22 protein-coding genes are annotated in these 26,256 nt (G+C 66.3%); 9 read left to right on the plus strand and 13 right to left on the minus strand.

All coding sequences use genetic code 11. The features are described 5' to 3' along the window. Positions 1-3,063, minus strand: coding sequence for an efflux RND transporter permease subunit (locus H3H37_RS15755; RefSeq protein ID WP_182164159.1), 3,063 nt, complete (start codon positions 3,061-3,063; stop codon positions 1-3). Continuing rightward, positions 3,063-4,274 carry an efflux RND transporter periplasmic adaptor subunit gene (locus tag H3H37_RS15760; protein ID WP_182164161.1) on the minus strand — a complete coding sequence of 404 codons (1,212 nt, stop codon included), beginning with the start codon at positions 4,272-4,274 and terminating at the stop codon, positions 3,063-3,065. The genes H3H37_RS15755 and H3H37_RS15760 overlap by 1 nt, the downstream gene beginning before the upstream one ends. Before the next feature lie 151 nt (positions 4,275-4,425). Between H3H37_RS15760 and H3H37_RS15765 the strand changes: the two genes are divergently transcribed. Both H3H37_RS15765 and H3H37_RS15770 read left to right on the plus strand, forming a co-directional pair. Continuing rightward, positions 4,426-5,103 (plus strand): response regulator transcription factor, encoded by a 678-nt coding sequence (locus tag H3H37_RS15765; protein ID WP_182164163.1) that lies wholly within the window; start codon positions 4,426-4,428, stop codon positions 5,101-5,103. Next, positions 5,100-6,473: an ATP-binding protein gene (locus tag H3H37_RS15770; protein ID WP_182164165.1), complete on the plus strand. Its 1,374-nt coding sequence runs from the start codon at positions 5,100-5,102 to the stop codon at positions 6,471-6,473. Before H3H37_RS15765 ends, H3H37_RS15770 begins: the two co-directional genes overlap by 4 nt. A 49-nt stretch (positions 6,474-6,522) precedes the next feature. Here H3H37_RS15770 and dcd read toward each other — a convergent pair whose 3' ends face one another. The 8 genes from dcd to H3H37_RS15810 all read right to left on the minus strand — a co-directional run bounded on the left by dcd (position 6,523) and on the right by H3H37_RS15810 (position 14,614). Then, entirely contained in the window at positions 6,523-7,089 is a 567-nt protein-coding gene (gene dcd / locus H3H37_RS15775; protein WP_182164167.1) for a dCTP deaminase, read from the minus strand. Between the two features lie 107 nt (positions 7,090-7,196). Beyond that, positions 7,197-8,036 carry an alpha/beta fold hydrolase gene (locus H3H37_RS15780; RefSeq protein ID WP_182164169.1) on the minus strand — a complete coding sequence of 280 codons (840 nt, stop codon included), beginning with the start codon at positions 8,034-8,036 and terminating at the stop codon, positions 7,197-7,199. A 97-nt stretch (positions 8,037-8,133) separates the two neighbouring features. Further along, on the minus strand, positions 8,134-8,700 hold the full coding sequence (locus tag H3H37_RS15785) for a TetR/AcrR family transcriptional regulator (protein WP_182164171.1): 567 nt from the start codon (positions 8,698-8,700) through the stop codon (positions 8,134-8,136). 9 nt (positions 8,701-8,709) lie between these two features. Next, complete coding sequence (locus H3H37_RS15790; protein ID WP_182164176.1) at positions 8,710-9,180, minus strand: nuclear transport factor 2 family protein; 471 nt, start codon at positions 9,178-9,180, stop codon at positions 8,710-8,712. 108 nt (positions 9,181-9,288) lie between these two features. Then, positions 9,289-11,742, minus strand: coding sequence for a DNA internalization-related competence protein ComEC/Rec2 (locus H3H37_RS15795; RefSeq protein WP_182164178.1), 2,454 nt, complete (start codon positions 11,740-11,742; stop codon positions 9,289-9,291). A gap of 106 nt (positions 11,743-11,848) precedes the next feature. Then, positions 11,849-12,646 carry a TatD family hydrolase gene (locus H3H37_RS15800; protein ID WP_182164180.1) on the minus strand — a complete coding sequence of 266 codons (798 nt, stop codon included), beginning with the start codon at positions 12,644-12,646 and terminating at the stop codon, positions 11,849-11,851. Positions 12,647-12,648: 2 nt separating this feature from the next. After that, positions 12,649-13,356: a lipoprotein-releasing ABC transporter ATP-binding protein LolD gene (gene lolD, locus H3H37_RS15805; RefSeq protein WP_182164182.1), complete on the minus strand. Its 708-nt coding sequence runs from the start codon at positions 13,354-13,356 to the stop codon at positions 12,649-12,651. Next, a complete protein-coding gene (locus tag H3H37_RS15810; RefSeq protein ID WP_182164184.1) occupies positions 13,349-14,614 on the minus strand; it encodes a lipoprotein-releasing ABC transporter permease subunit in 1,266 nt (421 codons plus the stop codon). Before H3H37_RS15810 ends, lolD begins: the two co-directional genes overlap by 8 nt. Before the next feature lie 251 nt (positions 14,615-14,865). Here H3H37_RS15810 and H3H37_RS15815 point away from each other — a divergent pair, with 251 nt between their 5' ends. From H3H37_RS15815 to H3H37_RS15840, 6 genes are all read left to right on the plus strand, one after another. Further along, the gene (locus tag H3H37_RS15815; RefSeq protein ID WP_182164186.1) at positions 14,866-15,921 is read left to right on the plus strand and encodes a hypothetical protein; all 1,056 of its coding nucleotides are present in this window, start codon (positions 14,866-14,868) and stop codon (positions 15,919-15,921) included. Next, the gene (gene recJ, locus H3H37_RS15820) at positions 15,918-17,612 is read left to right on the plus strand and encodes a single-stranded-DNA-specific exonuclease RecJ (RefSeq protein WP_182164187.1); all 1,695 of its coding nucleotides are present in this window, start codon (positions 15,918-15,920) and stop codon (positions 17,610-17,612) included. The genes H3H37_RS15815 and recJ overlap by 4 nt, the downstream gene beginning before the upstream one ends. Before the next feature lie 165 nt (positions 17,613-17,777). After that, on the plus strand, positions 17,778-18,215 hold the full coding sequence (locus tag H3H37_RS15825) for an antitoxin Xre-like helix-turn-helix domain-containing protein (RefSeq protein ID WP_182164189.1): 438 nt from the start codon (positions 17,778-17,780) through the stop codon (positions 18,213-18,215). Continuing rightward, a complete protein-coding gene (locus H3H37_RS15830; protein ID WP_182164191.1) occupies positions 18,216-18,953 on the plus strand; it encodes an RES family NAD+ phosphorylase in 738 nt (245 codons plus the stop codon). A 102-nt stretch (positions 18,954-19,055) separates the two neighbouring features. Next, the gene (locus tag H3H37_RS15835; protein ID WP_182164193.1) at positions 19,056-19,385 is read left to right on the plus strand and encodes a DUF2288 domain-containing protein; all 330 of its coding nucleotides are present in this window, start codon (positions 19,056-19,058) and stop codon (positions 19,383-19,385) included. Between the two features lie 19 nt (positions 19,386-19,404). After that, positions 19,405-20,163, plus strand: coding sequence for a GntR family transcriptional regulator (locus H3H37_RS15840; RefSeq protein ID WP_182164195.1), 759 nt, complete (start codon positions 19,405-19,407; stop codon positions 20,161-20,163). 79 nt (positions 20,164-20,242) lie between these two features. On the opposite strand, the gene H3H37_RS15845 is transcribed toward H3H37_RS15840, so the two are convergent. The 3 genes from H3H37_RS15845 to H3H37_RS15855 form a co-directional block, all read right to left on the minus strand. Further along, positions 20,243-21,607 (minus strand): 8-oxoguanine deaminase, encoded by a 1,365-nt coding sequence (locus H3H37_RS15845; RefSeq protein WP_182164197.1) that lies wholly within the window; start codon positions 21,605-21,607, stop codon positions 20,243-20,245. A 126-nt stretch (positions 21,608-21,733) separates the two neighbouring features. Beyond that, positions 21,734-23,092: a uracil-xanthine permease family protein gene (locus H3H37_RS15850; RefSeq protein ID WP_182164199.1), complete on the minus strand. Its 1,359-nt coding sequence runs from the start codon at positions 23,090-23,092 to the stop codon at positions 21,734-21,736. Between the two features lie 272 nt (positions 23,093-23,364). Then, positions 23,365-24,495 carry a helix-turn-helix transcriptional regulator gene (locus H3H37_RS15855; RefSeq protein ID WP_182164201.1) on the minus strand — a complete coding sequence of 377 codons (1,131 nt, stop codon included), beginning with the start codon at positions 24,493-24,495 and terminating at the stop codon, positions 23,365-23,367. Between the two features lie 120 nt (positions 24,496-24,615). On the opposite strand from H3H37_RS15855, the gene H3H37_RS15860 reads away from it, so the two are divergent. Further along, positions 24,616-26,232, plus strand: a complete 1,617-nt coding sequence (locus tag H3H37_RS15860; protein ID WP_182164203.1) for an AMP-binding protein — start codon at positions 24,616-24,618, stop codon at positions 26,230-26,232. Positions 26,233-26,256: the final 24 nt, after the last annotated feature.

Raw genomic sequence — 26,256 nt, forward strand, 5'->3', positions numbered from 1 at the left:
TTAACCTTGCCGCGCCACGCCAAAGCGGCGGAACAGCAACGGCAACAGGATCAGGGTCAGCGAGGTTGCGCTCAGCAGGCCGCCCGTGACGACGATGGCCAAAGGCTTCTGGATCTCGGAACCGGGACCGCTGGCTAGCAGCAGCGGCACCAGGCCAAAGCCCGTGATACAGGCCGTCATCAGCACCGGGCGCAGGCGGCGCAAGGCACCTTCCACCACCACTTCCGACAGCGCCATGCCGCGCGCCATCAACTGGTTGAAGCAGGTGATCATGACCAGCCCATTCAGCACGGCGATACCCATCAACGCGATGAAGCCAACGGACGCCGGCACGGACAGGTATTGTCCCGTCACGGCCAGGGCCAGCACCCCCCCCACCAGCGCGAATGGAATATTCACGAACACCAGCAATGCCTGGCGCACGCTGTGCAAGGTGGCGAACAACAGCAGGAAGATCAGCGCCAGCGCCACCGGCACCACCATCATGAGCCGCGCAGCGGCGCGCTGCTGGTTCTCGAACTGGCCACCCCAGGCCATGTGGTAGCCGGGCGGCAGCGGCACCTGCTTGGCCACGCGGGCCTTGGCTTCATCCACAAAGCCCACCAGGTCGCGGCCCCGGACGTTGGCGCGCACCACCACCATGCGCGCCGCGTTTTCACGCTCCACCTTGACGGGGCCGTCGACCATGCGCAGCGCCGCCAGTTGACCGAGCGCCAGCGCCTCGCCGCCCTCCTGCGGCAAGCGCAGTTGCTGGAACAGGTCGGGCGAGCGTTGCAAGTCGTCCGCACCGCGCAACAGCAGGGGCAGACGGCGGCCCTGCTCCACCACCACGCCCACGGTGCGGCCTTCGACCAGCGTGCGCAGGTCGTTCTGCACCTGGTCGCCATTGAGGCCGGCGCGTCCCACCGCCGCGCGGTCCAGCTCCACCTGCAGATACTGGACGCCGCTGTTCTTGATGGTCAGCACGTCCTCGCTGCCGGGAATGGCCTGCACGGCAGTCACCACCGCGTCCGCCAGTTCGCCAAGGCGCTTGAGGTCGGGGCCGTAGATCTTCACGGCCAGGTCGCCGCGCACGCCGGACAGCATTTCCGAAGTGCGCATTTCGATCGGCTGGGTGAAGCTGATGTTCAGGCCCGGGAAGCCCGCCGTGGCGGCGCGCAGCGCGTCGATCAGCACTTCCTTGTCCTGGCTGCGCCACTGGGCGCGCGGCTTGAGCACGAGGAAGCTGTCCGTCTCGTTCAGGCCCATGGGGTCCAGGCCCAGTTCATCGGAACCCAGGCGCGCCACGATGCGCGCCACTTCGGGCACCTGGGCCAGGATGCGCTGCTGCAGCGCCATGTCCAGCCGCGCCGATTCCTGCAGGTTCACCGACGGCAGCTTCTCGACCTGCATGATGATGTCGCCCTCGTCCAGCGTGGGCATGAAGGACTTGCCGATGAACGGGAACAGCACGGCCGCCAGCACCAGCGCGGCCACGGCGCCCACAGCCACCTTGCGGCCATGGCCCAGCGCTGCCGCCAGCAGCTTGCGGTACTGGCGTTCCAGCCATTGCACCAGCTTGGGCGCATCGCCATGATGGTCCTTCAGCAGCAGCGAGGCCAGCACCGGGATCACCGTCAGCGACAGCAGCAACGAGGCGGCCAGCGCGAAGATGATGGTCAGCGCGACCGGCCCGAACAGCTTGCCCTCCAGTCCTTGCAGCGACAGCAGCGGCAGGAACACGATCATGATGACCAGCATGCCGGCCGTGACCGGCAAGGCCACTTCGCGCACGGCACGGTAGATCACGTGCAGGCGGGCCAGCTTCGGACCATGGGCATTGCCGTGCGCCTCGATGTTCTCCACCACGACGACGGCGGCATCCACCAGCATGCCGATGGCGATCGCCAGGCCGCCGAGCGACATCAGGTTGGCGCTCAGGCCATAGGCTTGCATCAGCACGAAGGTGCCCAGCGCCGCCAGCGGCAGGATGCACGCCACCACCAGCGCCGAACGCAGATTGCCAAGGAACAGATACAGCAGCAGTACCACCAGCACGGTCGCCTCGCCCAACGCGGAGGTGACCGTGCCGACGGCGCGTTCCACCAGGTTGCCCCGGTCGTAGAAGGTCTTGATGGTGGTGCCGGCCGGCAGGGTCTTGCCGATCAGGGCCAGCTTGTCGCGCACCTCGTTCACCACCTGCTGCGCGTTGGCGCCGCGCATGGCCAGCACCAGCGCCTCCACCGCCTCGCCCTTGCCGTTCTGGGTCACGCTGCCATAACGGGTCAACTGGCCGATCCGGACGGTGGCCACGTCGCCCACCCGCACTGTCATGCCGTCGCGCGCGGCGACGCTGACGGCGCGCACATCGTCCAGCGTGCGGATATTGCCGTCGCTGCGCACCAGCAGCGATTCCTCGCCCGCGCCCAGGCGCCCGGCGCCGTCGTTGCGGTTGTTGTTCTCCAGCGCGGCCTGCAATTGCGACAGCGACAGGCGGCGCGCGGCCAGCGCCGTCACGTCCGGCACCACCTCGAAGCTGCGCACCAGGCCACCGAGCGTGTTCACTTCGGCCACGCCGGGAATGCCGCGCAGTTGCGGGCGGATGGTCCAGTCGAGCAGCGTGCGCTTCTCGGCCAGCGACAGCGGACCTTCAATGGTGAACATGAACACTTCACCGAGCGGCGTGGTGATCGGCGCCAGGCCGCCCACCACATTGGCCGGCAAGTCCTTGAGCACGCCGGCCAGCCGTTCGCTGACCTGCTGCCGAGCCCAGAACACGTCGGTGCCGTCCTGGAAATCAAGCGTCACGTCGGCGATGGCGTACTTGGACTGCGAGCGCAGCATGACCTGGCGCGGAATGCCCAGCAATTCCTGCTCGATGGGCGCCACGATGCGCGCCTCGACTTCCTCCGGCGTCATGCCGGGGGCTTTCATGATCAGTTTGACCTGCGTGCCGGAGACGTCGGGAAAGGCGTCGATCGGCAGCCCGCGCAACGCCTGCACGCCGGCGGCAGCCAGCAGCAGCGTCAACACCAGCATCAGGAGGCGCTGCGACAGCGCGAAAGCGATCAAGCGTTCCAGCATCACTTGCCCCCTTCCGCGCCCAACCCCAGCCAGGCCCCTTTGATGGCGGCCACGCCGCGCACGGCCACCTGGCTACCGGCTGGCAGCGTGCCCTGCACCCACATGGCGTCCGCGCCTGCGGGCGTGGTCGTCACCGGCACCGCCGCGAAACCGGCGCCGCGCTGCACGAATACATAGCTGGCCGCGCCGCGCCGAACCAAGGCCGACGACGGCAGCAGGACGCCGCCGGCCGGCTTGGCGGCGACCGTGGCCTGCACATACTGGTTCAGCTTCAGGCAGCCGTCGGCACGCTCCACGCGGGCCCGCACCAGCACACTCTGGTTTCCCGCGCTAAGCTGCGGCGACAAGGCCTGGACCCGGGCCGCGCCGCAACCTGCCACCTGCACTGCGTCGCCCACCCGCAATTGCGCGGCCAGTTGGGGCGTGGCCTGCAATTCCAGCCACAGCGCGCCGGACTTGGCGATGCGCGCCAGCGGCACGCCCGCCTCCACCCGCTGTCCCGGCGCCAGCGGCAGTTCCAGCAGGGTGCCGGCGGCGCCTGCCGTCAGGGTCAGGGCCGGTGACATGGCCTGTTTTTCGAGCAGGCGCGCCAACTGGGCTTGCCCCATGCCGGCGGCGCGCAAGGCCTGGCGCCGCTCGCTGGCCATCACGGACGCCTGCGTGGCGGCGGCCCGGCTCTCCTCCAGCCGCGAACGCGCGATCACGCCGTCGGCGAACAAAGCTTCGTCGCGGGTCAGCTTGCGCTGCGCCAGCGTAGCCTGCGTGGCCAGCTGCAAATAATCGCGCTGCCATTCCACCAGCTGCTGACTGAACAAGGTGACGACGGCCGTGCCGGCCCGCACCTCCTGTAAGGGGCTCACATGCACCTGCTGCACCACGCCGCCCACGATGCTGCTCAGGACCGCCGTCCCCTCGGGGGCAGCCACCACCGTGCCCGACAATTGCTGGCCGCCGGCACCGCCGTCCGGCCCGGGCGCTGCTGCGGCCACAGTCTGCACGCCGGCGCGGCGCTGCTGGGCGGCGTCCAGTTTGATGATCTCCTCGGCCACGCTTTGTGCCGTTGCTTGGGCCGAGGTTTTCGCCGAGGTTTTCGCCGAGGTTTGCGCCGAGCTTTGCGCCCGTGCCGGCCAGGAGACAGCCGCCAGCGCGCCCGCCAGCAGCAACAGTTGGCCGCAGCGGGCGGCGGCGAGAGGGGTAGGTTTGGATATCATGACAGCCTGTGGATGTGTGGTGAATGCTGCGGATCATGGGCGAAACTTGTTAAGAGCTTCTTAACAAGTGCGCCCTACCATGGGATCATGCTAGCGAGAGGCGGCCCGCCGCGTCTGCGCGGCAGATCATGAAATTATTGGAAAGGACACCATGCGCATTTTGTTGGTCGAGGACGATCCCCAATTGGGACGGGCCACCCAGATCGGCCTGGACCAGTCGGGCTACGCGGTCGACTGGGTGCAGTCGGCCGAAAGCGCGCTCACGGCCGCCCGCCTGCACCACTACGATTGCGTGCTGCTGGACCTGGGCTTGCCCCACATGGATGGCATGCAGGTGCTGCGCGCCCTGCGCGGCAACGGCTACGCGGGTGCGATCCTGATCGTGACGGCGCGCGACCAGGTGCCCGACCGGATCGCCGGCCTCGATGGCGGCGCCGACGATTTCATCATCAAACCGTTCGACCTGGATGAACTGGCGGCTCGCATCCGCGCCGCCAGCCGCCGCGCGACCGGGCGCACGCAGGAACTGCTCACCCACGGCACGCTGGAAATCGACACCGCCGCGCGCCAGGTGCGCAACGCCGGCCAGCCCGTACCACTGACGAACAAGGAATATGGCATCCTGCTGATGCTGGTGGAGAACCGGGGCCGGGTGCTGAGCCGCGAACAACTGGAGGAGACCTTGTACAGCTGGGGCGAGGAGGTGGAAAGCAATGCAATCCAGGTCCACATCCACCACCTGCGCCGCAAGCTGGGCAAGGAACTGATCCGCACCGTGCACGCGGTCGGCTACACCATCGACCCGGCGCCGGCCGGCCCGGCGCCATGACGACGGCCGCCGCGCCCCGCAGCTGGTCGCTGCGCCGCACGCTGCTGACGGTGCTGCTCAGCCTCACCTGCGCCGTGTGGGCCGTGAGCGCGTTCACCGTGTACCTGGAAGCGGACAGGGAGAGCCAGGAGCTGTTCGACCAGTCGCTGACGGAAACGGCCCACTTGCTGCTCACGCTGGCCGCGCACGAGGCCGAGGAGCGCCAGGGCCTGGACCCCACGGCGCTGGACGAGCACGATGACCTGATGCACGGCCAATACCTGATCTTCCAGTTGTGGGACAAAAGCGGCCACCTGCTGTACAAGAGCGCCGCCGCGCCGGAGCAGGTGCTGGCCGACACCGAAGGACTGGGATGGGCCACGCTCGACGCCCGCCGCTGGCGCACCTACACCAGCTGGGACGGCAAAGGCCAGCTGCAAATCCAGCTGGCGGAACCGGCCAGCCACCGCCAGGAAATCAGCGACAAATTCGCCCATCGCATTGCCGTCTATGCGCTGCTGGCCGTGCCGCTGCTGGCGGGCGCCATCTGGTGGAGTATCAACCGCGTGTTCCGCGCCTTGCAGCGCAGCGCCAGCGAAGTGGCCGAGCGCACGCCGAACGAATTGCGCGAAGTGAGCGTGGATGGTGCACCGACCGAAGTACAGCCGCTGCTGCGGGCCATCAACCAGTTGTTCGAGCGGGTGCGGCGAACGCTGGAACATGAGCAGCGCTTCACGGCCGACGCGGCGCACGAACTGCGCACGCCGCTGGCCGCCATCAAGACCAACCTGCAAGTGATCCAGCGCGCCCGCAACGACGCCGAGCGTAATGAATTCCTGGCGGGACTGGGCGCCAGCGTGGACCGGGCCAGCCGACTGGTGGACCAGTTGATGACGCTGTCGCGCATGGAGCCGCACACGGGTGCCCACCCTGCCCTGCAATCACTGGACTTGTGCGAGCTGCTGGCGGCCCAGGTGCCCGCGCTGCGCGAGCAGGCGCGCCGCCACGGCCTGCAACTGGAGACGGACATCAGCCCCGCGCGCTGCATGCTGGACCCGGACAGCATCCTGATCCTGCTGCGTAACCTGTGCGACAACGCCATGCGCTACACGCCGCAGCCGGGCGTGGTGCGCCTGTCGTGCCGGCGGGAGGGGGAGCAGGTAGTCCTTGAAGTGGCCGATACCGGCCCCGGGATTCCGCCCGATATGCGCGAGCGGGTGTTCGACCGCTTCTTCCGGCTGGCGGACGCGAATCAACCGGGCAGCGGCCTGGGATTATCCATCGTGCGGCGCGTGGCCGACGCCCACGGCGCCAGCGTGCAACTGGGCGATGGGCTCGATGGACGGGGATTGGGCGTGCGCGTGCTGTTTCCAGCCAGCGCCGCAGGATGAAGGTGGCGTTCGCCGCAGCCGGAGCCTGGCCCCGGCATCGCCGTGCAGCTTAGGCCTTGGGCAGGGTCACGCCGTGCTGGCCCTGGTATTTACCGTTGCGGTCCTTGTACGACGTTTCGCAGATTTCGTCGCTTTCGAAGAACAACACCTGGGCGCAGCCCTCACCGGCGTAGATCTTGGCGGGCAGCGGCGTGGTGTTGGAGAATTCCAGCGTCACGTAGCCTTCCCACTCGGGCTCGAACGGGGTCACGTTGACGATGATGCCGCAGCGGGCGTAGGTCGATTTACCGAGGCAGACCGTCAGCACGTTGCGCGGAATGCGGAAGTACTCGATGGTGCGCGCCAGCGCGAACGAATTCGGCGGGATGATGCAGACGTCGCTCTTGACGTCCACGAAGGAGTTCGAATCGAAGTTCTTCGGATCGACGATGGTGCTGTTGATGTTAGTGAAAATCTTGAACTCGTCGGCGCAGCGGATATCGTAACCATAGGACGAGGTGCCGTAGGAGATGACCTTGCGGCCATCCTGCGCGCGCACCTGGCCGGGCTCGAAAGGCTCGATCATGCCGTGCTGCTCCGCCATCCGGCGTATCCATTTATCGCTCTTAATCGTCATTGCAAAGGTACCTCAAAAGTGGGAACGGCTGGTCCGCGCGCGGCGGCGCGGCGCTTTTGCACGCGATTTTACGCGAAACGGGCCCTCAGCTGAAGGTTTTGATGGGCTCAGGCATGCGCCGGCAGCCTTTTTTGGCTGCGCACGCGGCGTTGATCGGCCAGCAACGCCTTGATCATCTCGGACGTGGCGTCGGCCGCCAGCTTGGGGGACTCCATCGGGAACAGGTGGCCGCCCGGCAGCAGGCGGAAATGCTCACCCACCAGCGCCTGGGTGTGGTCCAGGCCCGACTGGCTGGTCTCCCACGAATCCGTGCCGCCGATGAAGCCGATCGGCACCGGGAAACGGCCACGCATCATGGCGCCCAGGTGGTGCGGCAGGCTGCGGTAGACGGCCGTCTCGATCTCGCGGGTGAAGCGCAGTTGCACGCCTTCCGGGTGCGGTTTCAGGCCATGCTCCATGTAGTCGCGCAGCACGCCGGGCGCCCAGGCTGCGAACAGGTCCTTGCTCACGAAGTGCTGGTAGGCCGCTTCCGCGTCCGGCCAGACGAAGCGGCGTCGGGCCGAGAAACGGGCCGGCGAGTATTTGTCCGCGCCCTTGGTCATCTTCATCACGCGCCAGAACAGCGCGCGCCAGCCGGCCACCACGGGCGAATCGAGCATAACCACGCAGCGCACCAGGTCGGGCCGCTTGTAGGCGACCATGAGACTCAGCATGCCGCCCAGCGAATGGCCCAGCAGGATGACGGGCTCGCGGTAGCGCGCCGTCAGCTCCGCGATGTACTCGTCCACCAGCGCATCCCAGCAATCGGTGACGGGATACAGCGGGTTATGGGCGTGCATGTCGAGCGCCTGGATGTCAAATTCCCGGCCCAGATGCTCAAAAAACTGGCGGTAGGTGCCGGCCGGGTAGCTGTTGGCGTGGGCGAAATGCAGCTGGGGCTTACTCATGTTTTTATGCTAACGCCTTGCGGTACAAGGCCGTCTCCGTTGGGTAGCGATCGTTTTATTGTAATGGAGGTGCTGCGGGGCGGTTGGTGGAGGGGCTCTAATTTTGGCTGACCGACAGCCGTCCGCGAAGGCGGTGCAAGGTATCCGTAAAGACGCTGGTGCGGTCGAATGCGCGCGCCAGCACCAGGGCGCCCTGGATGCCGCCGACCACTTCTTCGGCCAACGCCATGGCGTCTTCCGGCTTGCGTCCCGTTCGCACCAGTGCGGCGGCCAGCGCATCGATCCAGGCCGAGAAGTAGTCGCGGACCTGGTCGCTGAAACGGTCGCGTTCATTGCCAAGTGCGAAAACACCCACCAGGCACACCCTGCGGCCAGACTGGAAGTAGCGTCCCACTTCGTCAAACATCGCCTCGATGCCCGCTGCCGCGTCGGCGCTTTCGTTCAATGGTTCAAAAACGTGCTGCTTGAACCATGCGTCGACGTGCGCCAGCACGGCTTCGGCCATTTCCTCTTTACCGCCGGGGAAAAAGTGATAGATGCTGCCCTTGCCCAGTTTGGTCTGTTCGGTGATACGCGCCAGGCTGGCGCCCTCGAAACCATAGGTGCGAAACACTTCCGCCAGCATCGGGATCACATCTTCCCGTTCAGCGATGACTCTAGCCATACATCTTCCTTAAAAACCGAAATCACTCAGGCCCGGATGATCCGCCGGGCGTGGACCGCTATTGTCCCACAGGAATTTACGCTCCTCCGCTTTGATGGGATGCTCGTTGATGCAGGCGTGGCGATGGTGCATCAGGCCGTTTTCATCGAATTCCCAGTTCTCGTTGCCGTAGGCGCGATACCACTGGCCGGAATCGTCATGGTATTCGTAGGCGAATCGCACGGCGATGCGGGCGCCATCGTATGCCCACAGCTCCTTGATCAAACGGTAATCGAGTTCCCGGTTCCACTTACGCGTCAGGAAGGCGACGATGGCGTCGTGGCCCTGGACGAATTCGGCGCGGTTGCGCCACCAGCTGTCTTCCGTATAGGCCAGCGCGACTTTCTCGGGGTTGCGCGTGTTCCAGCCGTTTTCGGCCAGGCGGACTTTTTCGACGGCGGTTTCGCGTGTGAATGGTGGCAGTGGTGGTCGTGCAGACATGAAGATCTCCCTTAAGGTATCAAAGTGTACCGATAGGAACACAATGGACCGATCAGTACACTCACTATAAACGCTCGGCCCGGGAGTTGCAAGGCCAATGTTGTGACGTTATTTCCCGTACCAGTAACGTTGATGCGCAAAGCGATATGGTTGAACATGTACCCCGTCGTCGAAATCCAGCACGACGGCGCCCGATTCGTCCGTCCGCAATCGCTGTATGCCCAGCGCCGCATAACGCGCGTACACCTCCGGCTTGGGGTGGTGGTAGCGGTTACGATAGCCGACCTGGAACACCGCCAGTTCGGGATGCACGGCCAGCAGGAATGCCGGCGTGGACGACGTGCCGCTGCCGTGGTGGGGCGCCAGCAGCACGTCTGCACCCAGGCTGCCGCCCGCACGCTGCAACAATGCAGCTTCCTGCGGCGCCTCGATGTCGGCGGCCAGCAGCAGCGATCTGCCATTTGCCGTGATCTTCACGGTGCAACCGCGCGCATTAGGCTTGAGCGCGGCATCGGCGTAGCTGCCTGCTAACGGATGCAGCATCTCAAATTGCACGCCATCCCAGTTCCATTTCTGGCCGGCGGCGCAGTGCCGGTGCACCCGCGCGGCGCGCACGATGGCGTGTTCCGTCGGCAGCGACGACAGCACCCAGCCCACCGGCAGCGCCGCCAGCACGGCCAGCGCACCACCGGAATGATCGCTATCGCTATGGGTGACGATCATGCCATCCAGCGCGGGGATGCCGCGTGCGCTCAGATAAGGGAGGATGACCCGGTTGCCGCCGTTGGAGATGTCCGAGTACAACGGGCCGGTGTCGTACAACAGGCGGTGGCCACTGGTCTCGATCAGCAGGGCCATGCCCTGCCCCACGTCGAACGCCGTCACGCGCATCGCGCCCGCGCGCGGGTGCGTGGGCGTGGCGGCCAGCAGCGGTATCCAGGTCGCCACGCCCAGCCAGCGCACGGGCCAGCCGCGCGGCGCCAGCATCCAGACGGTGCCGAACAAGGCCCAGCAGAACAGCCAGAACGGCGGCGTGGGTGCGGTCCAAACGGCAAACGGCAGGCTGCTGAACCACTGCAAGCACGCGGCCAGCGCCTGGACCATGAGGTGGGCCAGTCCCAGCACGGGGATAGCAAGGGGCATCGGCAGCACACTGCCCACCAGCGATAGCGGCGTGACGACCAGGCTGACCAGCGGTATCGCCACCGCGTTGGCCACCGGGCTGACGATGGAGACCTGGGCGAACAGCAGCATGGACAATGGCACCAATCCGGCCGTGACGGCGTATTGCGTGTTGGCGCCCAGCCGCAGCGCTTCCCACAGCCGACGATGGCGCGGCAACGGCGTTTCCCTGGTCGAACGGACGACGGTACGCCCCACCGTCGCATACAGGATCACGGCCACCGCGCCGAACGAGAGCCAGAAGCCGGGCCACAGCACGGCCCAGGGATCGAGCAGGATCACCACGCCAAGCGCCGCGCACAGCACGTAAGACACGCATGCAATCCGGTCCAGCCACAGGGCGATGGCCACCACGGCCAGCATGTACAGCGTGCGCTGGGCCGGCACGCCAAAACCCGCGAGCAGCACGTACAGCAGCGCCACGGCGGCGCCGGTCAGCGCCGCCACTTTTTGCGCCGGCAGGATCAGCGGCAGTTGCCAACGGGTGAAGAATGAGCGGCGCCAGAGGGCCGAAACGGCCATCGAAAACAGTCCCGCCACCATCGTGATATGCAAGCCCGAGATGGAAATGAGATGCCCTATCCCGGTCCGGTTAAACACCTTCCAGTCGGACTGGGGAATGCCTCGCTGGTCGCCCACCACCAGCGCGACAATGACGCCTGCATACTCCTTCCCCGGCAGCGCGCGCTGTATCCGGTCGCGCAGCGCGGCGCGGCAGCGCTCCACCACGTGCCCGAAGCCGGGCACAAAGCTGTCCAGCCGCCGGTTCGCCGCCGATGGCCGGACGTAGCCTGTGGCACGCAGGCCCTGCTCCAGCAACCACACTTCGTAGTCAAATCCGTAGGGATTGGCGTTGCCATGCGGGCGCTGAAGACGCACGGCCAGTTGCCAGCGCTCGCCCGGCTGCATATCGCCAAACGCGGCACCGTCCGCAAAGCCGGCCATGGCAGCGGCGGGTTGAAGAATTGCGCCACCCGCGCCATCCATCCCGCCGCGCCGATTGGCATACCACGCCAGTGACAACCTGGCTGGCACGTGCACGTTCGCGCCCACCACGCGCTCGACGGCGAAATTGAACCGCACGCCATCCCCGAACTGAAACGGAAGATTGTCCACGGTGCCAACCAGCGTGATGTCGCGCCCCTCGTCGGCCTTGTCCAGTTGATCGGCCAAGGCAGCACGCGCCTGCATCGCGGCCCAGCCGAATCCCAGCAGCAGGCCGGCAGCGAGCACCAGTGCCGTGCGCAGCCAGCCACGCCGCAAGCAACAACCGGCCAGCGCCAGCAACAGGCCGGCGGCGATGACGGGCCATTCCGGCAAAGCCGCTTGCATCTGCAGCCATGCCGCACCTGCGGCAAATCCCAAGATCGCTGTCCGCATTTCCCGCCCGCCGTGGTTGGCCCGCTTCGGCACATGCCGATTCGGGCCATGTTAGCCAAGGCGCCGTAGAAATTGACGGCCCGGCGCAGCGATCTGTTGATGCGGCTCAGGAATAGTGTGGAATGCGCGGCAGGACCGCGCGCGCATTGGCGCTGGTGGCGGCAGCCACTTCCTCGACGCCGATGCCGCGCAATTCGGCCAGCACGGCGCCGATGCGGGGCAAATGCTCGGGCGCGTTGCGGCCCGGATGTATCCAGCTGGGGGAAATGTCCGGCGCGTCCGTCTCCAGCACGATGGACGATAGCGGCAACTCGGCGGCCAGCCGCCGTATTTGCAGGGCGCGGGTGAAGGTCATGGCGCCGCCGAAGCCCAGCTTGAAACCGAGGTCGATATAGCCCTGTGCCTGCTGCATGCTGCCGTTGAACGCATGGGCGATGCCGCCGGCCGGCTGGATCTGGCGCGCGTGCTTGAGCACCACGTCCTGCGAGCGGCGCACGTGCATCAACACGGGCAGCTTGAATTCACGGGCGATCTTGAGCTGTTCGCGGAAGAAGAACACCTGCTTTTCCCGCATGGCCGGCTCGGTCAGCATGGGGATGAAGAAGTCCAGGCCGATTTCGCCGATGGCCACCATGCGCCCGTCGCCCATGCTGGCGGCGACCTGCTCACGCAGGCAGCGCAGGTCATCCTCGCTGGCCTGCGGCACATAGATGGGATGGATGCCCAGCGCATAGCAGGCGTTGTCCACCTGTGCCGCCAGGCTGGCCACGACGCTGAAATTGTCCCGCTCCACCGCCGGGATCACGATCATAGCCACCCCCTGCTCCCGCGCCCGCGCCGCGACGGCGGCCGATTCGGCGCCGAATTCGTGCGCGTCCAGGTGGCAGTGGGTGTCGATCCACATGATCAGTCCTCGGCTGGCTTCAAGCCCTCGTCCGTCAGGCGCAGGATGCGGTCGCAGCGCCGCGCCAGCTCGATATCGTGCGTGACGATCACGAAGGCCGTGCCCAGGGTGCGCGACAGTTCCAGCATCAGGTCGAAAATCTGCTGGGCCGTGGCGTGATCGAGGTTGCCGGTCGGCTCGTCGGCCAGCACGCAGGCCGGTTGGGTGACGAGAGCGCGCGCCAGGGCCACGCGCTGGCGCTCGCCGCCGGAAAGTTCGCCCGGCACGTGCGTGACACGCTTGGCCAGGTTGACGCGGGCGAGGATCTGCTGCGCGGCCTCCAGCGCTTCGCTGCGCTTGGTGCGCCGTATCATCAGCGGCATGGCCACATTGTCGAGCGCGGAAAACTCGGGCAACAGGTGGTGGAACTGGTAGACGAAGCCCAGCGAGGCGTTGCGCAGGTCGCCGCGCGCCTTTTCACTCAGGCTGGCGAAGTCCTTGCCCAGCAGGGTCACACTGCCGCGCGTGGGCGTATCGAGCCCACCCAGCAGGTGCAGCAGCGTCGATTTGCCGGAACCGGAAGCGCCTACGATGGCAACGCGCTCGCCGCGCCGCACCTCGATATCGATCCCGTTCAGCACCTGCACCGAGTAGGCGCCTTGCGTGAAGGTCTTGCCCAGACCACGGCAGGACAGCACGGGCGCGCCGTTGTGGAGGTCGTGATTACTCATAGCGCAGCGCCTCCGCAGGTTTCACACGGGCCGCCCACCAGCTCGGATAGAGCGTGGCCACGAACGCCAGCAGTACCGCCACGCCGCCGATCTTGTACACATCCGGCCAGCGCAGGTCGGACGGCACGGTGCTGATGTAGTAAATATCCTTCGACAAGAACTGCACTCCCAATAAATGTTCGATAAACGGCACGATCACGTCCACGTTGAGCGCCACGGTCACGCCCAGGGTCACGCCGATGGCCGTGCCCAGGATGCCCACCAGCGCGCCCTGGATCATGAAGATCTTCATGATCGAACGGGGCGAGGCGCCCAGCGTGCGCAGGATGGCGATGTCGGCCTGCTTGTCCGTCACCGTCATCACCAGCGTGGAGACGAGGTTGAATGCGGCCACGGCGATGATCAAGGTCAGGATGATGAACATCATGCGCTTTTCCGTCTGTACGGCAGCGAACCAGTTGGCGTTCAGCTTGGACCAGTCGCGCATGATGAGGTCCGGGTGCATGCTGCGCTTGAGGTCCAGCGCCACTTCGGGCGCGCGGTGCATGTCGGACAGGCGCAGCCGCAGGCCGGACGGGGCGTCCATGCGCAGCAGCTTTTCGGCGTCCGTGATGTGGACGAAGGCCAGGCCGGAGTCGAACTCATTGTGGCCGGCCTCGAAGATGCCTACCACCGTGAACGAGCGCAGGCGCGGCAGTACGCCAGCCGGGGTGGCCTGGCCCTGGGCCAGCGCCAGCGTCACCTTCTCGCCCAGGTTCACGTGCAGCGCGCGCGCCAGCTCGATGCCCAGCACGATGTTGTAGGCGCCCGCTTCCAGCGCCGCGAAGCTGCCACGCTTGATCTGGCGCGACACATCCGACACGGTCGGCTCCTGCTCCGGCAGCACGCCGCGAACCACGGCCGGGCGCAGCTCATCGTCGCGGATCAGCATGCCCTGCGTTTCCACGAACGGGGCGGCGCCGATCACTTCCGGGTTCTTGCGCGCTTCGGCGGCTTCGAACTGCCAGTCGGGCATGGAGCCGCGCGCGTCGAAAATCTCAACGTGGGCCAGCACCGACAGCATGCGGTCCGTAACTTCCTTCTGGAAGCCGTTCATTACGGACAGCACGACGATCAGCGCGGCCACGCCCAGGCCGATGCCGGCCATGGAGATGAGCGAGATAAAGGAGATAAAACTGTTACGGCCGCTGCGCTTGCCGGCGCGCGTGTAGCGCAGGCCGACCAGCCATTCAAACGGCAGTTTCTGCATGATGCTCATGGGGTCCCAAAACGGTGGAATGTTCGCGAGCCCGCAGTTTGCCATATAAACAGCATGTCATGGGGCGCTGGCGGCGGTTTTGACCCGGTCCGCCGGCGGTTCCGGCTGCTGCGGGCCCTTATGGAGCTCACGTTTAACCCGTTCTTAAGCTTGCGGCCTTGATATTGAATAAATACCAATGACTTGCAAATCGCACGATGCAGGGCGCTTCGCGCCTTACCCAGCGGCAGCCAGATAAATTACAATGCCGCATGACCCAGATTACCCTCGCCTTGCCGTTCGCCCTGCCCCCGTCCGAACTTGCCCCCGACCTGCACCGCGCCCTTGAGCTGCCCGCCCTTGCGGCCCTGCTGTCGCGTACCGCGTCCGAGCGCCGGGAGACGATAGACTCGGGCGCCCGCGCGCTGCCCTACGAAACGTGGCTGTCGCACACGCTGGGCTTGACGGGAGCGGCGCCAGCCGCGCAAGGCGCGTCGCTGGCCGAACAAAGCGCCCCGCTGGCCGCCGCCGCGCTGGCCGGCTTTGGCGCCGCGCCAACGGATGGCCACTGGTTCATCGTCCACCCTATCCATGTACAGATGGCGCGCACCCACCTGACGCTGGCCGATCCGCGCCAGTTGCGGCTGGACGAGGCCGAGGCGCGCGCGCTGTACGAATCGGCCCGCCCCTATTTCGAGGAACTGGGCAAGCCCCTGGTCTATGGCGACGCTACCACCTGGTTCATGCGCGCCGACGACTGGCAAGGCTTGCGCACCGCCTCGCCCGACTGCGTCACCGGCATGAACCTGAGCGACTGGATGCCCGAAGGCGAACACGCCATCGCCGCCCGCAAGCTGCAGAACGAAATCCAGATGCTGTGGTACGAGCACCCCGTCAACGAAGCCCGCCAGGCGCGCGGCCTGCCGCCAGTCAATTCGTTCTGGCTGTGGGGCGGCGCATCGGGCGGCCAGCCGTCGTCGGCGCCCGCCGTCGTCGCGGGCCAGCCCTGGCTGCGCGCCATCAGCCCGGCGCCCCTGCGCGACGCCACCTTCGACACGTTGCTGGCCAAGGGCGGATCGCATCCGATGGCCGTGCTGGGCCAATTGATCGAACCGGCCATCGCCGGCGAGTGGGCCGCCTGGCTGGACCACATGCGCGCGCTGGAACAGCAATGGTTCGCGCCGCTGCTGGCCGCCCTGCGCGATGGCCGCATCAGCCGCGCCACGCTGGTGCTCAGCCACCGCCACACCAGCGCCAGCTACACCACCAGCAAACTGGCGCAACACAAATTCTGGCGCAAGCCCACCCTGAACAAGTTATCGACATGACCCGCATTGCCACCCGCCCCTGCTCCTTCCGCACGTCCGAAATGCTGCGCCAGGGCGGCGTCCACCCCGTGCTGGCGCGCTTGTACGCGGCGCGCGGCCTGACCGACATCCGCGAACTGTCGAGCGAACTGGCGGCCATGATCCCGCCTTCGGGTCTGCTGCACGTGGACGCGTCGGCCGTGTTCCTGGCCGACGCCATCGCGGCCGGCAAGCGCATGGTGATCGTGGCCGACTACGATTGCGACGGCGCCACCGCCTGCGCCACCGCCCTGCGCGGCCTGCGCGCCATGGGTGCGGTGGTGGACTTCATCGTCCCCAACCGCTTCGAATACGGCTATGGCCTGACTCCCGAAATCGTGGAACTGACTGCGCGCGAGAAGCAGCCCGACATCATCATCACGGTGGACAACGGCATCGCCAGCATCGACGGCGTGGCCGAGGCCAACCGGCGCGGCATCGAGGTGGTGGTGACGGACCACCACCTGCCGGCCGACACGCTGCCCGACGCGCGCGTGATCGTCAATCCCAACCAGCCGGCCTGCGGCTTCCCCAGCAAGCACCTGGCCGGGGTGGGCGTGGTGTTCTACGTGCTGCTGGCCCTGCGCGCGGAACTGCGCCGGCGCAGCGTGTTCGACGCCCAGACCCAGCCCAAGCTGGACAGCCTGCTGGACCTGGTGGCGCTGGGCACCGTGGCCGACGTGGTGCGGCTGGACCCGAACAACCGTATCCTGGTGGCGCAAGGCCTCAAGCGCATGCGCGCGGGCCGCATGCACGCGGGCGTGGCGGCGCTGTTCCGCGTGGCCGGCCGCGATCCGCGCAGCGCCAATCCGTTCGACCTGGGCTTCGCGCTCGGCCCGCGCCTGAACGCGGCCGGACGGCTGGAGGATATGTCCCTGGGCATTGAGTGCCTGATCACGGACGACGAGGGCCGCGCATGGGATCTGGCCCAGCAGCTCAACGAGATCAACCTCAAACGGCGCGAAATCGAGGCCGAGATGCAGGACACGGCCCTGCTCCACCTGGACCAGTTCGAGCCAGCCAACAGCAGCACCATCAGCGTGTTCGACGACAGCTGGCACCAGGGCGTGATCGGCATCGTAGCCTCGCGCCTGAAGGAGAAGTTCTACCGCCCCACCATCACCTTCGCGCCCGGCGCGGACGGCTGGCTCAAGGGCTCGGGCCGCTCCATCCCCGGCTTCCACCTGCGCGACGCGCTGGACCTGGTGTCCAAGCGCGCGCCCAGCCTCATCGACAAGTTCGGCGGCCACGCGATGGCGGCCGGCCTCACCATCCGCGCCGAAGCCTTCGACGCCTTCTCGGCCGCGTTCGAGGAAGTGGGCCGGGCCTGGCTCACCGAACAACAACTGGAACGGGTGATCGAGACCGACGGCCCGCTGGAGGACGACTGCTACACCACCAATTTCATCGCCCTGATGGACGGCCAGGTGTGGGGCCAGGGCTTCGCACCGCCCGTGTTCTGCGACGAATTCCGGGTCGTCAGCCAGCGCATCCTCAAGGAGCGCCACCTCAAGCTGCTGCTGGAGAAGAACGGCACCCGCTACGATGCGATCTGGTTCGGCCATGTGGACGCACTGGGCGACCGGGCCCGCGTCGCATTCCGGCTCGACGCCAACGAGTACAACGGCGTCACCAAGGTGCAGTTGCTGGTGGAGCACGCGGAACCGGCATAAGGCTGGATTACCTCCAAAGCAACACAATCCCCGCAGCAAGATATTGCGCCAGATCAACTCCCGCCTGCGGCGTTGCCCCATCATGGGCGCTCAGGGAGGGAAACCATGCGCACCATTGCCAATCATCCGAAAGTGGAGTATAACGAATCCATAAACGGAGGACATATGCATCCCACCTACGCCTACCCCAAGAGCCGCTTCGAACCCACGGTACTGGTCGACCTGAACGCCAAGGCCGAGCGCGAGCGCCTCTCCAAGTCCGCCCTGAAGGGCTTCTTCCGGCTCGTGGCCGCCTGGAACCTGCGCGACGACGACGCCCGCGAACTGCTGGGCGGGCTGTCCTCCAGCGCCTACTACGAATGGAAAAAGAATCCGGAACGGGTGCTGGAGGTGGACCGCATCACGCGCATCTCCTACCTGCTGGGCATCTACAAGGCGCTGCACATCCTGTACGGCGACAAGCTGGCCGACGAGTGGGTCAGCCTGCCCAACACCAACCAGATTTTCGGCGGCCGCACGCCGCTGGCCCACATGCTGGGCGGCGGCTTGCTGGCCATGCAGACCACACGCCAGTTGCTCGACGCCCGCCGCGGAGGGCTGTAAGTGCCGGTCAGCCTGATCCCCCGCCTCACCCCGCCCCTGACCACACTGCGCCAGTTCGACACCTGCCGCCTGCTGCCATCGCGTTTCGCCGACGTGGAGGATTCGGTGCTGGCGCCGCTGGCCGAGAGCGACGACCACCTGCACGACCTGTTCGACCTCGATAACGCCACCAACGCGCGGCTGGTGGCGCAGCACGGCGGCGCGCCGGGCATCAGCATGGACGAACTGGTGTTCGGCGTGCCGAACTTCCGCATCATCAACGCCGCCTTCACCTACGCGCGTCCGGAAGGCAGCCGCTTCAACGATGGCTTGCGCGGCGCGTGGTACTGCGCGTTCGATATCGAAACGGCGCTGGCTGAAGTGAGCTTCCACAAGACCGTGGAGTACATGGAGATCAACCGCTTCGACGACGCCGTGAACTACCAGACCATGCTGGCCGACTTCACCTCCACCTTCCACGACCTGCGCGCGCAACCGCGCTACGAAGGCTGCCTGGACCCGGCCAGCTACATCGAATCACAGCAACTGGCGGCACGCCTGCTCGACGGCGGCTCGATGGGCGTGATCTATCCCAGCGCGCGCCGGTCGCAAGGCACCAACCTGGCCTGCTTCCGGCCAGCGCTGGTGGGCAATGTGCGCAAAGGCGACGTGTATCGCCTGAGCTGGCACGGCACGCCCGAACCGCGCATCGAACGCGTGGCGCCGGCCGCAGACAACGCAGACAGCACAGATGATTGACTAATCAACAATCTTCGCTGCCCGGATATCGCCAATGACCGGACGATCGGTTAACATGGCTGCCATTGAAGGCATCAAGCCGCACTTTTTACCGAACATCGTATGCAAACCAAACCAGAAAACGACACCGACCTGCGCCTCAAAGTGAACCGCGAAACCGCCCGCCTGCCGTGGACCGAACTGCTCAAGCATTTCGCCGCCGGGAACGTGGTGTGGGTGGCCAATTCGCTGGACCTGGTGGACGTGGCCGTGCGCATCTCGCACGACGACAAAGCCAACATCAGCCAGTGGATGAACGCGGGCCTGGTGGCCAAGGTGTCGGACCAGCAGGCCCAGAGCTGGCTGGAGGCGGACGCGGAACTGTGGGCCGTGGTGGTCAGCCCCTTCATCCTCGTGCAGCAGGAAAAACCCACCGCCCAGCGCGTCCACTGACCGCCCGCTGAGCGCACGTATGACCAACACACCAGCGGCACCGGCAGCACCGGCAGCACCAGCGGCAACGGCGACACCTGCGGCCACGGACGACATCCAGAGCGGCGCCGCCAGTTCCGGCGACATCGCCAACCATATCGCGGAAGCCATCGCGGCGCGCAAGCTGCCGCCGGGGACCAAGCTGCGCGAGGAAGCGCTGTGCCGGCTGTATTCCGTCAGCCGCACCAAGATCCGCGCCGCGCTTCTGAGCCTGTCCAAGGATAAGCTGATCCAGATCGTGCCCGACAAAGGCGCGTTCGTCAGCCAGCCCAGCGAGCAGGAATCGCGCGACATCTTCGCCGCGCGCCGCCTCATCGAAGGCGCGCTGGCGCGCGAGTTCGTCGCCAAGGCCAAGGCGGCCGACTACCGCAAGCTGGAACAGCACCTGAAGGCGGAGCGCAAGGCGCTGGCCGGCGACCAGAATTCCAAGCAGCGCTCGCAGCTGCTGGGCGACTTCCACGTGCTGCTGGCCGAGGTGGTGGGCAACGACGTGCTGAAGGAGATCCTGCGCGAACTGGTGGCCCGCAGCACGCTGATCACCATGCTGTACCAGTCCGACCGGGACGCGGTCTGCTCATCGGACGAACACACCACCTTCCTGGAAGCGGCCAAGGCCGGCGACGCTGAACGGGCCGCCACCTTGATGCTGCATCACCTGAGCCACGTGGAAGCGGCCCTGAGGTTCGACGGCAGCGCAGCCGAAAGCCGGCGCGACCTGGTGACGGCGCTGCTGATGTAGCACCTTTCGTTCTATCGGGACGTAACACATTTCGAAAACCGAGGTCAAACCCAAGGGTCAGACCCCAGGCTGGCTATGATCAGGCGCTGGTGGCCAGCGCCAGCTCGCGCGCCAGCGCGTTGTGGCGCTCGATGACCACCGGCAGGTCGACCGTGGCCAGCACGCCGTCGCGCACCACCACCTTGCCATTGATGATGCTGTACGAGACGTTGGACGGGGTGCAGAACACCAGCGCCGCCACCGGATCGTGCAAAGCGCCCGCGAAGCCGATCTGGTCCAGCTTGAACATGACGATATCGGCCGCCATGCCCGGCTTGAGCGCGCCGATGTCGTCGCGGTTGAGCACCTTGGCGCCACCCAGCGTGGCCACTTCCAGCGCCTGGCGCGCCGTCATCGCGTCCGGCCCGTAGCCCACCCGCTGCAGCAGCATGGCCTGCCGCACTTCGCCCAGCATGTGGCCGGAATCGTTGGAGGCGCAGCCGTCCACACCCAGGCCCACCGGCACGCCCTGGTCCAGCATCTTGCGGATCGGCGCGATGCCGGAAGCGAGCCGCATGTTCGAGCACGGGCAGTGCGCGATACCGGTGCCGGTGCGGCTAAACATATAAATGCCGTCATCATCGAGCTGCACGCAGTGGGCGTGCCAGACGTCGTGTCCGACCCAGCCGCAGTCCTCGGCATATTCGGCCGGCGTCATGTTGAACTTCTCGCGGCTGTAGGCGATGTCGTTGACGTTCTCCGCCAGATGGGTATGCAGGGACACGCCATAGCTGCGCGCCATGGAAGCCGCTTCCTTCATCAGGTCGCGCGACACGGAGAACGGCGAGCATGGCGCCACCACGATACGCTCCATCGCATAGCGGCCCGCGTCGTGGTAAGTCTCGATCAAGCGCTGGGTATCCTTGAGGATCGCGCCCTCCTCTTCCACGACGCGGTCCGGCGGCAGGCCGCCCTTGGACTGGCCCACGCTCATCGAACCGCGCGCCGCGTGGAAACGCATGCCGATCTTGCGCGCCGCTTCGATGCTGTCGTCGAGCCGGCAATCGTTTGGGTAGATGTACAGGTGGTCGCTGCTGGTGGTGCAGCCGGACAGGATCAGTTCCGACATGGCCGTCAGGGTGGACACCTGCACCATGTCGGCCGTCAGGTTGGCCCAGATCGGGTACAGATTGGTCAGCCAGTTGAACAACTCGCCGTTCTGCGCGGCCGGGATCACGCGCGTGAGGCTCTGGTACATGTGGTGGTGAGTGTTGATCAGGCCGGGCATCACCACGTGGTTGGCGGCGTCGATCACCTCGTCGGCGTCTTGCGGCAAATCGGCCGTGGGGCCGACCTGCATGATCACATTGTCGCGGATATAGACACCGCCGCCGGCGATCTCGCGCCGTTCATCATCCATGGTCACCACAACGCGGGCGTTCTTGATCAAGAGAGTCTTAGTCATTTTATTGTCGGAATAAGAAGAATGAAAAAAACACTGCGGAAACAGCGCACGCGCACTGCGGAAACAATGTGAAAGGCCAAAACCGGCCATCGCTGGCCGGTCCTGGAAATACTGCGGATGGCTAGTTTACGCTGCTTCGCGTTCCTGTGCCAAAAAAGCTTGCGGAACCCCCTCCTCCTCTTCGTCGTCATCGGGTTCGACGGGGCGCTCGGGCAGCACCAGGTTCAGCGTCACAGCCACCAGCGCACCAACGGTGATGCCATGGCCAAAGATCTCCTTGACGAAGGCCGGCAGTTGCGACAGCAGCTCGTGCCGCACCGTCACGGCCAGGCCGCAGCCGATGGACACCGCCATGATGATGCCATTGCGCTTGGTGTTCTCCACCTTGCTCAGCAACTGCACGCCGGCCGAAATGATCATGGCGAACATCATCAGGCCCGCGCCGCCCAGCACCGGCTGGGGAATCGTGACGACGATGGCGCCCAGCACCGGGAACAGGCCGGCCAGCAGCAGCATCACGCCGGTCAGCGCCACCACATGGCGGCTGGCCACGCCCGTCAGCGAGATCACGCCCACGTTCTGGGCGAAGGTGGAGACGGGCGGGCTGGATAACAGCGCCGCGAACGCCGAGCCCACGCCATCGCACAGGATGCCGCGCGCCAGCGTCTTGCCGCGCATCTTGGTGTTGGTGGCCGCGCCCAGCGCCATGAAGGTGCCCGTGGTTTCCACCATCGTCACCAGGAACGCCACGCCCATGGCCACGATGCCGGCCACCGGGAACGTCATGCCGTAATGCAGCGGCTGCGGCAGCGCGAACACCTGGGCGTTGCTTACGCGGGTGAAGTCGATCATGCCCAGCGAGACGCACAGCAGGTAGCCGACGAACATGCCGATCACCACGGCGGCGGCCGAGAAGATGCCTTTACCAAACTGCACCAGCATGATGACGGTGGCCAGCACGAACACGGCGATGCCCAGGTTGCGCGGCGCGCCATATACGGCGCCCGGCGCGAAGCCGCCAGCGGCCCAGTCCACCGCCACTGGCACCAGCGACAGCCCGATCATGGTCACCACCACGCCCGTGACAGCATGGGGGAACAGCTTGCGGATCTGTGGCATGAAGCAACTTCCGACGATCATGACGACGGAGCCGACCAGCGAGGAACCGAGGATTCCCGGCACGCCGTGTTCCAGGCCCACGCTGATGGCCGCGCCCACAAAGGCGAAACTGGTGCCCATCACGCAGGGCAGACGGATGCCGACCGGGCCCACGCCCTTGCACTGGATCAGGGTGACGATGCCGGAACCGAGCAAGGCCGCGTTAACAAGGGTGATGATCTGGTCAGCCGGCAGTTTGAGGGCGGCCCCCACTACCAGCGGTACTGCGATGATGCCGCCCAGCGCAGCCAGCATGTGCTGAGCGGCCAGCAGGAATGTCGTCAGGACGGGCGGTCGATCCTCGACCTGGTACAGCAAGTTACTCATAAGTCTGTCTCCATCGATTTTTTATGTAGTGGTCAAGCTGATACTGCGGTACTGCGGGTGGGACGCCGCGGCGCGGGCCGCGTAGGACGGGATCGGGTGGCGATCGTCGTTGTCAGGCCATTGCCGGGGTGTGGGCAAGCCTGTTGTCGACGATATTGCGCTCAGGTGGATTCATTGTCAACAGATTTTGTATACAAAACGAGCGCATAAAACAACGCCGGCGGGCGCCGGCGGAGAGACCTGCATTGCAACAGGAAAACAGAAAAAGTTGATCAGGCGGGCTGGCCGTCCACCTGGAAACGGCGCCGGTATTCGCGCGGGGTTTGCCCCTGCCAGCGCCCGAACGCGCGGGTGAAGTTGGCCTGGTCGCTGAAACCGGTGCGCTCGGCGATATCGCTCATCGGCAGCGCCGACTGGCGCAAGTACCAGCACGCCAGTTCGTTGCGCACCTCGTCCAGCAGTTGCTGGTAGCTGAGGTCTTCCGATTCCAGCCGGCGCACCAGCGTGCGCGGCGACAGCGCCAGCCGGTCAGCGATGTCGGCCAGCGTGGGCCAGGCAGGCTGGCCCTGGTGCATCAGGTGGCGCACGCGCGCGCCGATGCTGCCCGCCAGCCGGGTCAACTCCTCGTCGCCGGCCTTGCACATGCGCGCGTGCAGGTCGGCATCGGCCGTCTGGGAAGGTTCATCCGCGATGGCGAGCGGGAAGCGGATGGCCGGTACCTTGCCGCCGGATTCGACCTGCCAGGGCGTGATGGGCAGGCTGCCCGGCGTGGCGCCCGCCTCCCACGGCAGCACCACGATGGCCTGGCGCAGCGCCGCTTCGTCCGCGATGGCGCGGAAGATATTGAACGTCGCATGCACGGTCGCCCCTTGCAGGAAGCGCGTGTACTGGTGCAGCGGCACGCGCGGATGCAGTTCCAACGTGGCGTAGCCGCCCGCGCGCTGGCAACGGTACTGGAACAGGTGGTCGCGGATGCGGGCATAGCGCACGAAGGTCTCCATCGCCACCCACAAGGTGGGGCTGGACATGGCCGCCATGCCTTTCAGGCCGTGCGCGGCGGCCGGGATGGCCATGCCCAACTCGATGCCGAAGTCCGGCTGCGAGGCCGCCTGCACGGCGTCGAGCAGCGGCAGCACATCGAGGAACGGCAGCAGCCTGCTCTGGCTGGGCTGCGGCCAGGGCAAGGCCAGTCCGCGCGCCTGCAGGAACTTGGCGAGGATCTGCACATAAGCCGAGTGGATGCACGGCTCGAACCATGCTGACGGCAGCACGCTGCCAGCCGGCTGCCCGGCGGGCGCGGCATGGGCCGACTGCGCCGACCGCGCCGATGGTACCGATGGTGCCACGTTGGACGCCGGCGGGGCGGCGGGCGGGATGGCTGGCGGGGTGGGTGAAGTCGTCATTGTGGCATTTTAAGACAAATTTTTGGCGCGTTCAACACTGGTGCGCCGCCCCCTTGTACCGCACAATCATTCACTCACGGAGACACGTGCCCCATAACCACAACAAACGGATAGCACACCATGCAAGACCGCACCGCCCTGCCCGACCACATTGATCCCGATTCCTACCCGTCCGTCACCGCCATGCTGGAGGAAGCAATGGCGCGCTATGCGGGCCAGCCCGCGTTCACCTGCCTGGGCCAGACCCTGAGCTTCGCCGACGTCGAGCAGCAGTCGCGCAATTTCGCCGCCTACCTGCAGCGCACGCTGGGCGTGAAGAAAGGCGACCGCATCGCCGTCATGTCCCCCAACCTGCTGGCCTTCGCCATCGCCTTCCTCGGCATCGCCCGGGCCGGCGCCGTGCAGGTCAACGTCAACCCCATGTACACGCCGCGCGAGCTGGAACACCAGTTGAACGACGCGGGCGTGGAAACCATCATCGCCTATAGCGGCATTTCGGCCACGGTGGCCGAAGTCATGCCGCACACCAAACTCAAGACCGTCATCATCGCCACGCCCGGCGACGGCACGGCCGCCAGGCTACCCAGCCCACCCGTCGATACGCGTCTGACCTCCGCCGTCACACTCGCCGACGCGCTGCAGGCCGGCGCCAGCCTGCCGTTCGAACCGGTCGCGCTGACGGGCGACGACCTGCTGTTCCTGCAGTACACGGGCGGCACCACCGGCCTGTCCAAGGGCGCGGCCCTGTCGCACCGCAACGTGGTCGCCAACATCCTGCAGTTCAAGGCCATCGTGGCCGACTGCGTGATCGCGGGCGAGGAAACCATCGTCACGGCGCTGCCGCTGTACCACATCTTCGCGCTGACGGTGAACTTCCTCAGCTTCTTCACGGTGGGCGCCCACAACTGGCTGGTGCCCAACCCGCGCGACATGGACGGCTTCATCGACGTGCTGAAGGCTGCCCGTCCCACCGCCTTCACCGGCGTGAACACCCTGTACGCCGGGCTGGTGGCGCATCCGCGCATCGGCGAAGTCGACTTCTCGCGCCTGCGGCTGGCGGCCGGCGGCGGCGCGGCCGTGATCGAGGCGACGTCGGCGCGCTGGATGGCCATCACGGGCCGCTTCATCCGCGAAGGCTATGGCTTGTCCGAGACCAGCCCCATCGTCACCTTCACCCCGGGCGACATTACCGCGTTCACCGGCACGACCGGCCTGCCGCTGCCCGACACGCTCATCAAGCTGCTGGACGAGGATGGCAACGAGGCGGCGCCCGGCGCGCCCGGCGAAGTGTGCGTCAAGGGACCGCAGGTGATGCGCGGCTACTGGCAGCAGCCGGAAGCGAACGCCGCCGCCTTCACGGCCGACGGCTATTTCCGCACCGGCGACGTGGGCCAGTTCGACGCGCGAGGTTTCCTGAAGATCGTGGACCGCAAAAAGGATATGATCATCGTGTCGGGCTTTAATGTGTTCCCCAACGAGATCGAAGCCGTGGCGTCTTCCTGCCCCGGCCTGCAGGAATGCGCGTGCGTGGGCGTGCCGGACGAGAAAACCGGCGAGGCCGTGAAGCTGTACGTGGTGCGCACGCCACAAGCCCAACTGACGGAAGCCGAACTGGCCGAGTTCTGCCGCAAGGAACTGACCGCCTACAAGGTGCCCCGCCAGATCGCCTTCGTCGACGCGCTGCCCAAGTCTGCCGTCGGCAAGATCCTGCGCCGCGAACTGCGCACCCACGCCTGAACCCTGACCCAGGAAGGATAATCA

This window comes from Rugamonas brunnea, from assembly GCF_014042345.1.
Classification (GTDB): Bacteria; Pseudomonadota; Gammaproteobacteria; order Burkholderiales; family Burkholderiaceae_D; genus Rugamonas; species Rugamonas brunnea.